Consider the following 12,978-nt stretch of genomic DNA (forward strand, 5'->3'; position numbering starts at 1 on the left):
ATACAGTCATTGTCGCTGTACGGGGTCTCAGGCCGTATCCGATCATATCAATGGGCCACTTTTGGTCAGAATGGACGATGGGGCGGATGCCGCGGCTGGGGCCCTCAGGCCGTATTTGGTCATACGATTATTCTTGTGGGACAATGGTCTGCCGCAGATTCCACAATCATGACATAGCCACCTATAGGCACCAAGTTTTATGGCCCAGTTTTTCAAGCCCCAAAAGAAATCCACCCAGCCCCAACGTATTGAATTTACGGTAGACAGTCTGGATCACCACTGTGTCGGCGTCGGCCGTCATCAGGGCAAGGCCATCTTCGTCGAAGGGGCGCTGCCCGGCGAGGCCATCAAGGCCCGCATCATCGACGACAAGAAGCACTATGCCCACGCCGCCCTGCAACAGGTGGTGACCCCGGCGGCCAACCGGGTCGCCCCCTTCTGCGACCACTATCGCGAGTGTGGCGGTTGCAGTGCCCAGCACCTGGGAGAGGGAGATCAGCTGGCGGCCAAGGAGGCGGGACTGGTCAGCCTGTTCGAGCGCCTTGGCAACATCCAGGCGCCAGCGTTGGCACCTGCGCTGACGGGGGAGTCCCGCGCCTACCGCCGGGTCTGCCGTCTGGCCATCAAGTTTGACAAGAACGGTCGCTGCACCCGGGTGGGCTTTCGTCGTCGCCAGTCGAACGATCTGGTAGAGATTGCCAGCTGCCCTGTGCTGGCCGAGCCCCTCTCTGCTCTTATCGCCCCTCTGCGCGAATGCCTCAACCGGTTGAAGAGCCAGCGCGAACTGGGCCATGCGGAACTCATTCAGGGGGAGCAGGGCATTTTGATGCTGCTGCGCCACACCGGTCGCCCCACCGAGGCGGATCGGGCGCACTTGACCGAGTTTGCCACCGCCCAGGGGATAGACCTCTATCTGCAGGCGGCGAACGAGCAGATCGAACCTCTGCGTCAACAGTCTCAGCCAAGTTACACGCTGGATGGCCTGTCTCTTGCATTCGCTCCCGGCGACTTCATCCAGGTCAACGGGCCCGTCAACCAGCGCATGGTGGAGCAGGCATTGAGCTGGCTCGACGCAGGCAAGGATGACAAGGTGTTGGACCTCTTCTGCGGCATCGGCAACTTCACCCTGCCGCTGGCCCGTCAGGCCCGCGAAGTGGTGGGGGTGGAAGGGGAGCTCGCCATGGTGACACGTGCACAGGAGAATGCCCGCCGCAACGGCATCGACAATGCCCGCTTCTACAAGGCGGACTTGAGCGGCGACATCGTGGGCATGTCCTGGGCCCGGGAAGGGTTCGATCTGGTACTGCTGGATCCGGCCAGACCCGGGGCGCTGGAGGTGATGAGCCACGTGGTGGCACTTTCCCCCAAACGGGTGGTCTATGTTTCCTGTAACCCGGTCACCCTGGCCCGTGACAGTCAGGTGCTGGTGCAGGGGGGCTACAAGCTGACCCGTCTGGGGATGCTGGACATGTTCCCCCACACCGGTCATCTGGAGTCCATGGCGCTGTTCGAACGGGGCTGAGTCGAGGCGACCGCATTATTCTGGATGAATCAAGATGCGGTCGTGATGATTTTTCGATGTGCATGATGCTGCCAGAGTGAGGTAAAACAGGTGTTTCTCGCTGCCTTCAACGGGCAGGGCAGCATGCGGTTATCTTGGTTTTCCAGCGGCGGCAGCGCTGTTTGAGCGGGAGTGATTAGGGTAATCTAGGTCGTCGATAGTGGATCGGATGCGGGGAAGAGCCCTGTCACCTTGCGCGGTGACATGCCTTGAAAACTCTTGCATGCATCCCCATTTGAGGCAGTCATCAGTTGATGAGGGGATGAGGAGAGCATCGGCTTTCGACCCCACACTTTTAAGGATTGATACCATGGTTGCGGTGCGCGATATTCATTTGAAAGACAATTTCACTCTGGATGAGTGGGTCAGTTCCCTTACCCTGAGTGAAAGTGACAAGAATCAGCTGCGAACCGTCTACCAGTACTGCCTGACCCTGGGTGACGAAGCGCTCACCAACCGCCTGCTGGTGCGCGGGGTCGAGATGGTGGGCATCCTGCTGATGCTCAGCATGGATCTCGCCACCCTCAAGGCCGCCATTCTCTATCCCTTCGTCGAAGCCGGTCTCATCAGCCAGGAAAAGGTGAACGAGGACTTCGGCCCCAAGATCGCCAAGCTGGTGGAAGGGGTGCTGGAGATGGAGGCCATCCGCTCCCTGCAAACCCTTCACCGCAGCGAAACCTCGCCGGAGCAGGTGGACAACGTGCGCCGCATGCTGCTCGCCATGGTCGAGGACGTGCGCGCCGTGGTCATCAAGCTGGCGGAGCGCATCGCCTGCCTGCGTGAGGCGAAGAAGGCGGATGAGGAGACCCGGGTGCTGATGGCCCAGGAGATCACCAACATCTATGCTCCCCTTGCGAACCGCCTCGGTATCGGTCAGCTCAAGTGGGAGCTCGAGGATCTCGCCTTCCGCTACCTGCACCCGGATACCTACAAGCAGATCGCCAAGCAGCTCGACGAGAAACGGCTCGACCGCGAGCGCTACATCCGTGAATTCGTGCAGTCTCTGCGCGATGCCCTGGCCGAGGCCGGCGTCGAGGCCGAGGTCTATGGCCGACCGAAACACATCTACAGCATCTGGCGCAAGATGCAGAAGAAGCACCTCGAATTCAACGAGCTGTTCGATGTGCGCGCGGTGCGGGTGATCACCAAGCGGCTGCAGGATTGCTACGCGGCGCTCGGTATCGTTCACACCCATTTCCACCATATTCCCCGCGAATTTGACGACTATGTCGCCAACCCCAAGCCCAATGGCTACCAGTCCATCCACACCGTGGTGGTGGGGGAGGAGGGCAAGACGGTGGAGATCCAGATCCGTACCGAGCAGATGCATCAGGATGCGGAGCTCGGTGTGGCTGCGCACTGGCGCTACAAGGAAGGGGCCCAGGCCGCTGCCAAGACCAGCACCTTCGAAGACAAGATCGAATGGCTGCGCAAACTCCTCGCCTGGCAGGAGGATCTCTCGGAGAGCGGCTCCTTGCTGGACGATCTGCGCAGTCAGGTGTTCGAGGACAGGGTTTATGTCTTCACTCCCAAGGGCGATGTCATCGACCTGCCGGCAGGGGCGACGCCGCTCGACTTCGCCTATCACGTGCACAGCATGATCGGTCACCGCTGCATCGGCACCAAGATCGACGGTCGTATCGTGCCCTTCACCTATACGCTGCAAACCGGTGATCAGGTGGAGGTGATCACCCAGAAGGAGCCGAACCCGAGCCGCGACTGGATGAACCCGAATGCCGGCTTCCTGCGCTCCAGCCGGGCGCGGGCCAAGGTGGCCACCTGGTTCAGAAAGCTGGACCGGGACAAGAACATTGCCGCCGGCAAGGAGCTGCTGGAGAAAGAGCTGGACAGACACAACCTCACCCTCTCCAAGGTGGACAAGGTGGTGCTGGAGCGTTTCCATGCGGAGGAGCTGGAAGATTTGCTGGCCGGTATCGGCAGCGGCGACATCCGCATCAACCAGCTGCTCAACTACCTCGACACCCGTTACAACAAGCCGACGGCGGAAGAAGAAGATCGCCGTCTGCTGGAGAAGCTGGAGCAGAAGGCCAATGTGCCCTTCCGCCCCAAACCCAAGGATCACATTGTGGTGGAAGGGGTGGGCAACCTGATGACTCACATCGCCCGCTGCTGCCAGCCCATCCCGGGGGACGCCATCCAGGGCTTCATCACCATGGGACGGGGGGTTTCCATCCACCGGGAGGATTGCGAGCAGCTCAAGGAGCTGTCGCGTCGCAACCCGGAGCGCTTGATCGATGCGGTCTGGGGGGAGAACTACTCCGGCGGTTACGGTCTCACCATCCGCATTCTCTCCAACGACAGATCCGGCCTGCTGCGCGACATCACCACCGTGCTCGCCAACGAGAAGATCAACGTGATGGGAGTGCGTTCGCGCTCCAACGTGCGCGAGCAGACCGCCGAAATAGACATGGAGCTGGAGATTTACAACATCAACGCCTTCAACCGGGCGTTGGCCAAGCTCAGTCAGCTCAACGACGTGATCAGCGCCAAGCGGCTGTAATGCTCAACCGACCGGCCCCAATGGCCGGTCTGCATTTTCTCCCTCCTTGCAGAGCATTGAAGACGGATATCACGCGCCCCATCTCCGGCCGCCATGGCGCCACATCATGTGGAGCAGTGGCGTGAGCGGATATTCATGAACCCATTTACTGAATCGAAAGTGAGTTGCCCATGTCCCAACGCTACGACCTTCCCCAACTGCTCGACATCATGGCCAGATTGCGTGACCCGAACGGGGGCTGTCCCTGGGATCTCAAGCAGAGCTTCCAGACCATAGTGCCGCACACCCTGGAGGAGGCCTACGAGGTGGCGGATGCCATTGAGAGCGAAGATTGGCAAGGGCTGAAGGGGGAGCTCGGTGATCTGCTGTTCCAGGTCGTGTTCTATGCCCAGCTCGGCAAGGAGCAGGGATTGTTCGACTTTGCCGACATCGTCGATACCGTGAGCGAGAAGCTCATTCGCCGCCACCCCCATGTCTTCTCCGATGCCGACCTGGGTGACGAGCAGGCGGTCAAAGCGAACTGGGAGGCGGAAAAGGCGAAAGAGCGTGCGGCGCTCGACAAGGAGAGCGTGCTGGACGATATCCCCCTCTCCCTGCCTGCCCTGACCCGGGCAGCCAAGATCCAGAAGCGCTGCGCCACCGTCGGTTTTGACTGGAAGACCCTGGGGCCCGTGGTGGACAAGATCCACGAGGAGATCGAGGAGGTGATGGAAGAGGCGCTGATGGTCGACGTGGACGAGACTCGGGTGAGCGACGAGCTCGGCGATCTCTTGTTTGCCACCGTCAATCTGGTGCGTCATCTGGGCAAGGATCCCGAGCAGGTGCTGAGGGCTGCCAACACCAAGTTTGAGCGTCGTTTTCGTCAAGTTGAACACTTTATTGCCGCAGAAGGTCTGAAAATGACGGATTGCTCCCTGGAGAAGCTGGACGAGGCCTGGAACAAGGCCAAGGAAACCGAGCAAAGTTGATTTGGCGCAAGACGGGGCGGCGGGGAGCCTGATAGATTTTTGTTCATTGTTTGGGAGTGGGGGTTTTGGTATACTGTTTCCCCGTCCTGCTTCATCCCCGAAGCACCCCTTAAAATTCCCTAAACTTCTTTCAGGTTCAGCATGACGACCAAATATATTTTTGTGACTGGTGGCGTTGTTTCATCCCTCGGCAAAGGCATTGCCGCAGCTTCTCTGGCAGCCATTCTGGAAGCCCGTGGTCTGGATGTGACCATCATGAAACTGGACCCGTACATCAACGTGGATCCGGGCACCATGAGCCCGACCCAGCATGGTGAAGTGTTCGTAACCGAGGACGGGGCCGAAACCGATCTGGATTTGGGCCACTACGAGCGTTTCATCCGCACCAAGATGACCCGCCGCAACAACTTCACCACCGGCCGCATCTATGCCGACGTGCTGCGCAAAGAGCGTCGTGGTGACTATCTGGGCGCCACCATCCAGGTGATCCCGCACATCACCAACGCCATCAAGGAGCGGGTGATTGCCGGTGCCGAAGGCCATCAGGTTGCCATCGTCGAAGTGGGCGGTACCGTGGGCGACATCGAGTCCCTGCCGTTCCTTGAAGCCATTCGTCAGCTGGCGGCCATCGTGGGTCGCAACAATGCCATGTTCATGCACCTGACCCTGGTTCCTTACCTGGCCGCCGCCGGCGAGGTGAAGACCAAGCCGACCCAGCACTCCGTGAAGGAGCTGCTCTCCATCGGTATCCAGCCGGATGTGCTGATCTGCCGCTCCGACCGCGCCATTCCGGCCAACGAGCGTGCCAAGATCGCCCTGTTCTGCAACGTGCCCGAGCGCGCCGTCATCTCCATGAAAGATGTCGACTCCATCTACAAGATCCCGGCGCTGCTGAAATCCCAGGGGCTGGACGGCTACATCACCGAGCGCTTCGGCATCGAGTGCAAAGAAGCCGACCTGGCCGAGTGGGAACAGGTCATCTATGAAGAGGCCAACCCGACTGCCGAAGTCACCATCGGCATGGTGGGCAAGTATGTCTCCCTGCCGGACGCCTACAAGTCCGTCAACGAAGCGCTCAAACACGGTGGCCTGAAGACCCGTCTCTCCGTCAACATCAAGTACATCGACTCCCAGGACATCGAGACCCGTGGCGCCGAGCTGCTGGAAGGTCTGGATGCGATCCTGGTACCGGGTGGCTTCGGCGAACGCGGCGTGGAAGGCAAGATTCTGGCCGCCAAATATGCCCGCGAGAACAAGATCCCGTACCTCGGTATCTGCCTGGGCATGCAGGTCGCCTTGATCGAATACGCCCGTAACGTGGCGGGCATGGAAGGGGCTCACTCCTCCGAGTTCAAGAAAGACAGCCCTTACCCCGTGGTCGGTCTCATCACCGAGTGGGTGGATGACGAAGGCAACGTCGAGACCCGGACCGAGAAGTCCGATCTCGGCGGTACCATGCGTCTGGGCTCCCAGCTCTGCCACCTGGTGGAAGACTCCAAGGTGCGTCAGATGTACGGCAGCCCGACCATTTACGAGCGCCACCGTCACCGTTATGAAGTGAACAACAAGCTGCTGCCGCAGATTGAAGCGGCAGGTCTGAAGGTGACCGGTCTCTCCGCCGACAAGAAGCTGGTGGAAATCATCGAGATCCCGGATCACCCCTGGTTCGTGGCCGCGCAGTTCCACCCGGAGTTCACCTCGACTCCCCGTGATGGCCACGCCCTGTTCGCCGGTTTTGTGAAGGCGGCGGGCGAGTATCAGAAGCGTAATTTGAAGTAATTGAAAATAAATGCGGTTGGGGCTCTGTGCCACAGCCGCTTTTTTTGGCATATTTTTGTTGTTTTTTTACGAAACCTGAGGAAATACACATGTCCAAGATCGTTAAAGTGATCGGTCGTGAAATCATCGACTCCCGTGGTAACCCGACCGTTGAGGCCGAAGTTCACCTGGAAGGTGGTTTTGTTGGTATGGCAGCCGCTCCGTCTGGCGCGTCCACCGGTTCCCGCGAAGCGCTGGAACTGCGTGACGGCGACAAGAGCCGTTTCCTGGGTAAAGGCGTGCTGAAAGCCATCGAAGCCGTCAACGGCCCGATCGCTCAGGCTCTGCTGGGTAAAGATGCCAAGGACCAGGCCACTGTCGACCAGATCATGATCGACCTCGACGGTACCGAGAACAAATCCAAGTTCGGCGCCAACGCCATCCTGGCTGTTTCCCTGGCCAACGCCAAAGCTGCCGCTGCTGCCAAAGGCATGCCGCTGTACGCCCACATCGCCGAGCTGAATGGCACCCCGGGTGTCTACTCCATGCCGCTGCCCATGATGAACATCATCAACGGTGGTGAGCACGCCGACAACAACGTCGACATCCAGGAGTTCATGATCCAGCCGGTTGGCGCCAAGACCCTGAAAGAAGCCGTTCGCATGGGCGCAGAAGTGTTCCACAACCTGGCCAAAGTGCTGAAGTCCAAGGGCTACAACACTGCCGTCGGTGACGAAGGTGGTTTCGCTCCGAACCTGAAATCCAACGCCGAAGCGCTGGAAGTGATCGCTGAAGCCGTTGCCGCTGCCGGTTACAAACTGGGCACCGACATCACCCTGGCCATGGACTGCGCTGCGTCCGAGTTCTACGACGCAGAGAAGAAAGAGTACAACCTGAAGGGCGAAGGTCGTGTCTTCACCTCCAACGGTTTCTCCGACTTCCTGGCTGACCTGACCACCAAGTTCCCGATCGTCTCCATCGAAGATGGCCTGGACGAATCCGACTGGGAAGGCTTCGCCTACCAGACTGCCGAACTGGGCAAGAAAATCCAGATCGTGGGTGACGACCTGTTCGTAACCAACACCAAGATCCTGAAGCGCGGTATCGACAACGGCATCGCCAACTCCATCCTGATCAAGTTCAACCAGATCGGTTCCCTGACCGAAACGCTGGCTGCCATCAAGATGGCCAAAGACGCTGGCTACACTGCCGTCATCTCCCACCGCTCCGGTGAGACCGAAGACGCGACCATCGCCGACCTGGCTGTGGGTACCGCTGCTGGCCAGATCAAGACCGGTTCTATGAGCCGTTCTGACCGTGTTGCCAAGTACAACCAGCTGATCCGTATCGAAGAAGCCCTGGGTGCCAAGGCTCCGTTCCGTGGTCTGAAAGAAGTGAAGAACCAGGCTTAATTTTCGCCTGCGTTCATGCTTCACAAAGCCCCGCCATCTGGCGGGGCTTTTTCGTTCTGCGCTTATGGGCGTGTGCGACCTGCATTTTTTATTCCGACCAACCCATCCGGCACACAGGCTTTCTTTTGTCTTGCCTGCGAATATGGGAAACTAGGCCGCTTGAAGGAGACTCAGTGCATGCGGCTACTCACTCTTATCCTGCTCCTCCTGTTGGGAGGGCTGCAATATGACCTCTGGCTGGGGAAAAACGGCCTCTCCGACTATCGGGAACTCTCCACCGCCATCGAGCGGCAGCAACAGGACAACCTGGTACTCAAGGACCGCAACAGCCTGATTTACCGGGAAATCGACGATCTTACCTCTGGCCTTGAGGCCATCGAGGAGTTGTCGCGCAACGATCTTGGCTACATCAAGCAGGGCGAGACCTTCTACCGAATCATTCCCAAAGAAAAGGATCAGGTGACGGAGCCTGATGGTGCCCCCTACGATGACTGATAGCCTGAGCGGCCTGACCGCCATCGTCCCGGCTGCCGGTATTGGTAGTCGCATGGGGGCCAGTTGCCCCAAGCAGTACCTGTCCCTGGCAGGGAAATGCATTCTGGAGCACACCCTGGAGCGTCTGCTCTCCCATCCCGCCATCGCCCGTGTGATCGTGGCGCTGGCGCCCCACGACCGCTGGTTTGAGACCTTGACCGTGGCAACCGATCCGCGGGTGCTGCGAGTGGAAGGGGGAAGCGAGCGCGCCTTCTCCGTGCTCAATGCGTTGCACGTGGCAGAAGGGGAGTGGGCACTGGTGCATGACGCCGCCCGGCCCTGTCTGACCCACGAGGATCTCGATGCGCTCATTGCTGCCGCCATGGCCTCTGGCGGTGCCATCCTCGGCAGCCGGGTGCGCGATACCATGAAGCGCACCGATGCGGCCGGCAATATCCTCGCCACCGTGGATCGCGAGCAGCTCTGGCATGCCCTGACGCCCCAGATGTTTTTGGTCCGCCCCCTCAAGCGGGCGCTTGAGGAGGGGCTGGCGCTCGGCGCCGCCATCACCGATGAAGCCTCCGCCATGGAGCGGGCCGGTTTCCCCGTGCGCATGGTGGAAGGGCGGGCCGATAACATCAAGGTGACCCGGCCGGAAGATCTCTCCCTGGCCGGGCTCTATTTACAGCAACAACGTGCGTGCCGGTCGGCACGACCCGATTCATCCCCAGAGGAGCAGGCATGATCCGCACCGGACATGGTTTTGATGAGACAGATTTCCGTGTATTGAGGAGGGCGCAGGCATGATGCGGATCGGACATGGTTTTGATGTTCACAAGTTTGGCGGGGTCGGCCCCTGCATGCTGGGCGGGGTGGCGGTGCCCTATGAACAGGGCCTGCTGGCCCACTCCGATGGCGACGTGGTGTTGCATGCGGTGAGCGATGCCCTGCTGGGGGCCATCGGCGCCGGCGACATCGGCCGCCACTTCCCCGATACCGCCGCCGAATTCAAGGGCATCGACAGCCGCATCCTGCTGCGGGATGTCTTTGCCCGCGTGCAGCTCGCAGGTTATGCCATCGGCAACCTGGATGTGACCATCATCGCCCAGGCCCCCAAGATGGCCCCCCATATCGACGCCATGTGCGCTGTGCTGGCCGCGGATCTGCAATGTGATTTGAACCGGGTGAACGTCAAGGCGACCACCACCGAACAACTCGGATTCACGGGGCGCAAGGAAGGGATCGCCACCGAAGCCGTCGTCTTGCTGGTGAAACAATGATGCTTGAACAACTTGCCTATCTGCACGGGACGCCCACTGCTCGCGGCATCCTCAAGGCCGAGGCCGCCGACTTCGTGGTCAATGAAGATCTCGGGTTTGCACCTTGCGGCGAGGGGGAACACATCTTCGTCCGGGTACGCAAAACCGGTGAGAATACCGCCTGGGTGGCTGGCCTGCTGGCCGATGCGGCCGGGGTTGCCCGCAATGCGGTGACCTGGGCTGGTCTGAAAGATCGCCATGCGGTGACCGAACAGTGGTTCGGCATCCATCTGCCGGGCAAGGGCGAGCCGGATCTCTCGGTCATCGAGAACGACAACATCCGGATCCTTGAGGTGAAGCGCCACAACAAGAAGCTGCGGGTCGGCTATCTCAAGGGCAACCACTTCACCCTGCGCCTCACCGGGCTGGAGCAGGCCGACGGGCTGGAATCCCGTCTGCAGGCGATTGCAACCCAGGGGGTACCCAACTACTACGGCGAGCAGCGTTTCGGCCGCGGTGGCAACAACCTGGAGGCCGCCAAGGCGATGTTCGCCGGCAAACGGATCAAGGATCGCAACAAGCGCTCCCTCTATCTGTCCGCCGCCCGCAGCATGCTGTTCAATGCCATCGTCAGCGCCCGCATCGAGCAGGGACTGGCCCATCAGCTGCTGGCAGGCGACTGCGTGATGCTCAAGGGCAGCCACTCCATCTTCAGCGAAGAGAGCGTGACTCCCGAGCTGGAGGCGCGCCTTGCCTCCGGAGACGTGCAACTGACCGCTCCCCAGTGGGGCCGTGGCCGTCTGGCGAGCCAGGGTGCTGCCGCCGAGTTCGAGCAAGGAGTGCTGGCCCCTTATGGCGACTGGTGCGAAGGACTGGAAAAAGCCGGGCTGGATCAGGACAGGCGCCCGCTGCTGCTCAAGCCGGAGCAGATAAGCTGGAAACGTGAGGACGCGGTGCTGACCCTGTCGTTCTTCCTGCCGGCCGGCGCCTTTGCCACCAGCGTGGTACGCGAATTAATGCAGGCCGAAGAGGCCGATCACGGTTTCAGGAACTCAACCGATGCGAATTCTGGTCAGTAATGACGATGGGGTGCACGCCGAGGGCATTCGCGCCCTCAGCGAGGCGTTGCGTGCCTGTGGCGAGGTCGTGGTGGTGGCGCCGGATCGCAACCGCAGCGGTGCCAGCCACTCCCTGACGCTGGAAGTGCCGCTGCGGGTCATCCGCCTCGATGCGTCCAGTTTTCACGGCATCAAGAGTTATGCGGTCAAGGGGACGCCGACCGACTGCGTTCATCTGGCGGTCAACGAACTGCTGCGCCCTGAGCCCGACATGGTGGTGGCCGGTATCAATCACGGGGCCAACCTGGGGGATGACGTCATCTACTCGGGGACGGTGGCGGCCGCGACGGAAGGGCGTCATCTTGGTTTCCCCTCCATCGCCGTTTCGCTGGTGGGCAAGACTCATTTCGCCAGTGCGGCCCACTACGCCGCCCAGCTGGTGCGGGGGCTGATGGTGCATCCGTTGCCTGCGGATCAGATCCTCAACGTGAATGTGCCGGACCTGCCGCTTGAGCAGATCAAGGGGATCAGGGTGACCCGCCTTGGCAATCGCCACCGGGCGGAGTCGGTGATCCGCACCGAGGATCCCCGTGGTCAGCCGGTCTACTGGATTGGTCCCCCCGGCAACCAGCAGGATGCGGGAGAGGGAACGGACTTTGCCGCCATCGAGCAGGGTTATGTCTCCATCACTCCCCTGACCATCGACATGACGGCCTACGGCAGTCTGTCGACCCTGGGCGCGTGGCTGGATCTGCAGGGATGACGTTGTGATAGTACAGCGCCTGTTGAATCAACTGATTGCCCAGGATGTCCGCGATTTCCGCGTATTGGCGGCGATCGCGAAGGTGCCGCGCCAGCTGTTTGTGGACGAGGCCATGGCCCACAAGGCCTGGGACAATACGGCCCTGCCCATCGGCCATGGGCAGACCATCTCCCAGCCTTACATCGTGGCGCGCATGACCGAGCTGCTGATCCAGAACGATCCGGCCCATGTGCTGGAGATCGGGACGGGATCGGGCTACCAGACGGCGGTACTGGCCCACCTGGTGGAGCATGTCTACACCATGGAGCGGATCAAGTCGCTGCAGTTTCAGGCCAGGCGCAGATTGCGCCAGCTCGATCTGCACAATGTGTCGGCCAAGCACGGCAATGGGTGGCTAGGTTGGCCCAACAAGGGCCCTTTCGACGCCATTCTGGTGACGGCGGCGGCCAGTGAGGTCCCCAAGGCCCTGACCGATCAGCTGGCTGACGGTGGTCGTCTGGTGTTGCCGGTGGGTGATGGCCAGCAGACCCTGCAGCTCATCGAGCGATCGGGCTCCCAGCTCACCAGCCGGATTCTGGAGCCGGTACGTTTCGTTCCCCTGATTGACGGAGATGTCGAGTGAAGTTGTTTTCCCGCCTTTATGTTCTGGTGATGCAGTGGGCACGCCACAAGTATGCCCCCTGGTATCTGGCCATCACCGCCTTTATTGAATCCATCTTCTGGCCCATCCCGGTGGATGTGATGCTGGCGCCCATGGCGCTCGGCAAACCTCATCGCGCCTGGCACTATGCCGCGCTGGCTACCCTCTTGTCGGTGCTGGGCGCCCTGTTTGGTTATCTGCTCGGCTATGCCCTGTGGGAGCCAGTGGTGCAGCCGCTGGTGACCTCGGTTGGCTATGAGGACAAGATTGCCCTGGCCGAGCAGTGGTTCGCGCAGTGGGGCATCTGGGTTATTTTTATTGCCAGCTTCACGCCGATCCCCTACAAGGTGTTTACCGTCACGGCTGGCTTGCTCCACATGGCACTGTTGCCTTTCATCCTGACCTCGCTGATCGGTCGTGGCATGCGCTTCTTCCTGGTTGCAGGTCTGATGCGCTGGGGCGGCGAGAAGATGGAGCGCAAGCTGATGCACTATGTGGATGTGCTGGGCTGGCTCTGTATTGGTTTGGCCGTTGCGGCCTATTTCTGGTTTAGTCGTTAAGGAT

12 protein-coding genes are annotated in these 12,978 nt (G+C 60.6%); all 12 read left to right on the forward strand.

All coding sequences use genetic code 11. From position 1 onward, the window contains the following. Nucleotides 1-199: 199 nt before the first annotated feature. The 12 genes from rlmD (at nucleotide 200) to AB5Y80_RS20905 (ending at nucleotide 12,974) form a co-directional block, all read left to right on the forward strand. On the forward strand, nucleotides 200-1,522 hold the full coding sequence (rlmD, locus tag AB5Y80_RS20850; protein WP_368173477.1) for a 23S rRNA (uracil(1939)-C(5))-methyltransferase RlmD: 1,323 nt from the start codon (nucleotides 200-202) through the stop codon (nucleotides 1,520-1,522). Between the two features lie 349 nt (nucleotides 1,523-1,871). Further along, nucleotides 1,872-4,082 carry a GTP diphosphokinase gene (relA, locus tag AB5Y80_RS20855; protein WP_010675631.1) on the forward strand — a complete coding sequence of 737 codons (2,211 nt, stop codon included), beginning with the start codon at nucleotides 1,872-1,874 and terminating at the stop codon, nucleotides 4,080-4,082. A gap of 170 nt (nucleotides 4,083-4,252) precedes the next feature. Then, complete coding sequence (gene mazG / locus AB5Y80_RS20860; RefSeq protein ID WP_213320120.1) at nucleotides 4,253-5,050, forward strand: nucleoside triphosphate pyrophosphohydrolase; 798 nt, start codon at nucleotides 4,253-4,255, stop codon at nucleotides 5,048-5,050. A 141-nt stretch (nucleotides 5,051-5,191) separates the two neighbouring features. Further along, on the forward strand, nucleotides 5,192-6,829 hold the full coding sequence (gene pyrG / locus AB5Y80_RS20865; RefSeq protein ID WP_039041042.1) for a glutamine hydrolyzing CTP synthase: 1,638 nt from the start codon (nucleotides 5,192-5,194) through the stop codon (nucleotides 6,827-6,829). Between the two features lie 89 nt (nucleotides 6,830-6,918). Then, entirely contained in the window at nucleotides 6,919-8,220 is a 1,302-nt protein-coding gene (eno, locus tag AB5Y80_RS20870) for a phosphopyruvate hydratase (protein ID WP_005335583.1), read from the forward strand. 177 nt (nucleotides 8,221-8,397) lie between these two features. Continuing rightward, a complete protein-coding gene (gene ftsB / locus AB5Y80_RS20875) occupies nucleotides 8,398-8,715 on the forward strand; it encodes a cell division protein FtsB (protein WP_010675628.1) in 318 nt (105 codons plus the stop codon). Next, the gene (gene ispD / locus AB5Y80_RS20880; RefSeq protein WP_048208397.1) at nucleotides 8,708-9,439 is read left to right on the forward strand and encodes a 2-C-methyl-D-erythritol 4-phosphate cytidylyltransferase; all 732 of its coding nucleotides are present in this window, start codon (nucleotides 8,708-8,710) and stop codon (nucleotides 9,437-9,439) included. The genes ftsB and ispD overlap by 8 nt, the downstream gene beginning before the upstream one ends. 58 nt (nucleotides 9,440-9,497) lie before the next feature. Continuing rightward, nucleotides 9,498-9,974, forward strand: a complete 477-nt coding sequence (gene ispF, locus AB5Y80_RS20885) for a 2-C-methyl-D-erythritol 2,4-cyclodiphosphate synthase (RefSeq protein ID WP_010675626.1) — start codon at nucleotides 9,498-9,500, stop codon at nucleotides 9,972-9,974. Further along, nucleotides 9,974-11,032, forward strand: a complete 1,059-nt coding sequence (truD, locus tag AB5Y80_RS20890; RefSeq protein WP_368173493.1) for a tRNA pseudouridine(13) synthase TruD — start codon at nucleotides 9,974-9,976, stop codon at nucleotides 11,030-11,032. The genes ispF and truD overlap by 1 nt, the downstream gene beginning before the upstream one ends. Continuing rightward, nucleotides 11,013-11,774 (forward strand): 5'/3'-nucleotidase SurE, encoded by a 762-nt coding sequence (gene surE / locus AB5Y80_RS20895; protein WP_039041045.1) that lies wholly within the window; start codon nucleotides 11,013-11,015, stop codon nucleotides 11,772-11,774. The genes truD and surE overlap by 20 nt, the downstream gene beginning before the upstream one ends. A 4-nt stretch (nucleotides 11,775-11,778) precedes the next feature. Beyond that, entirely contained in the window at nucleotides 11,779-12,396 is a 618-nt protein-coding gene (locus AB5Y80_RS20900; protein ID WP_010675623.1) for a protein-L-isoaspartate(D-aspartate) O-methyltransferase, read from the forward strand. Continuing rightward, nucleotides 12,393-12,974 (forward strand): YqaA family protein, encoded by a 582-nt coding sequence (locus AB5Y80_RS20905; protein ID WP_039041046.1) that lies wholly within the window; start codon nucleotides 12,393-12,395, stop codon nucleotides 12,972-12,974. Before AB5Y80_RS20900 ends, AB5Y80_RS20905 begins: the two co-directional genes overlap by 4 nt. The last annotated feature ends 4 nt before the right edge of the window (nucleotides 12,975-12,978 follow it).

It is taken from the genome of Aeromonas sp. R2-1 (assembly GCF_040908425.1).
Classification (GTDB): domain Bacteria; phylum Pseudomonadota; class Gammaproteobacteria; order Enterobacterales; family Aeromonadaceae; genus Aeromonas; species Aeromonas caviae.

Excerpts from the sequence above, each read along its gene's own strand:
- rlmD (WP_368173477.1), top strand. The coding sequence starts at position 200 with ATGGCCCAGTTTTTCAAGCCCCAAAAGAAATCCACCCAGCCCCAACGT.
- relA (WP_010675631.1), top strand. The coding sequence starts at position 1,872 with ATGGTTGCGGTGCGCGATATTCATTTGAAAGACAATTTCACTCTGGAT.
- mazG (WP_213320120.1), top strand. The coding sequence starts at position 4,253 with ATGTCCCAACGCTACGACCTTCCCCAACTGCTCGACATCATGGCCAGA.
- pyrG (WP_039041042.1), top strand. The coding sequence starts at position 5,192 with ATGACGACCAAATATATTTTTGTGACTGGTGGCGTTGTTTCATCCCTC.
- eno (WP_005335583.1), top strand. The coding sequence starts at position 6,919 with ATGTCCAAGATCGTTAAAGTGATCGGTCGTGAAATCATCGACTCCCGT.
- ftsB (WP_010675628.1), top strand. The coding sequence starts at position 8,398 with ATGCGGCTACTCACTCTTATCCTGCTCCTCCTGTTGGGAGGGCTGCAA.
- ispD (WP_048208397.1), top strand. The coding sequence starts at position 8,708 with ATGACTGATAGCCTGAGCGGCCTGACCGCCATCGTCCCGGCTGCCGGT.
- ispF (WP_010675626.1), top strand. The coding sequence starts at position 9,498 with ATGATGCGGATCGGACATGGTTTTGATGTTCACAAGTTTGGCGGGGTC.
- truD (WP_368173493.1), top strand. The coding sequence starts at position 9,974 with ATGCTTGAACAACTTGCCTATCTGCACGGGACGCCCACTGCTCGCGGC.
- surE (WP_039041045.1), top strand. The coding sequence starts at position 11,013 with ATGCGAATTCTGGTCAGTAATGACGATGGGGTGCACGCCGAGGGCATT.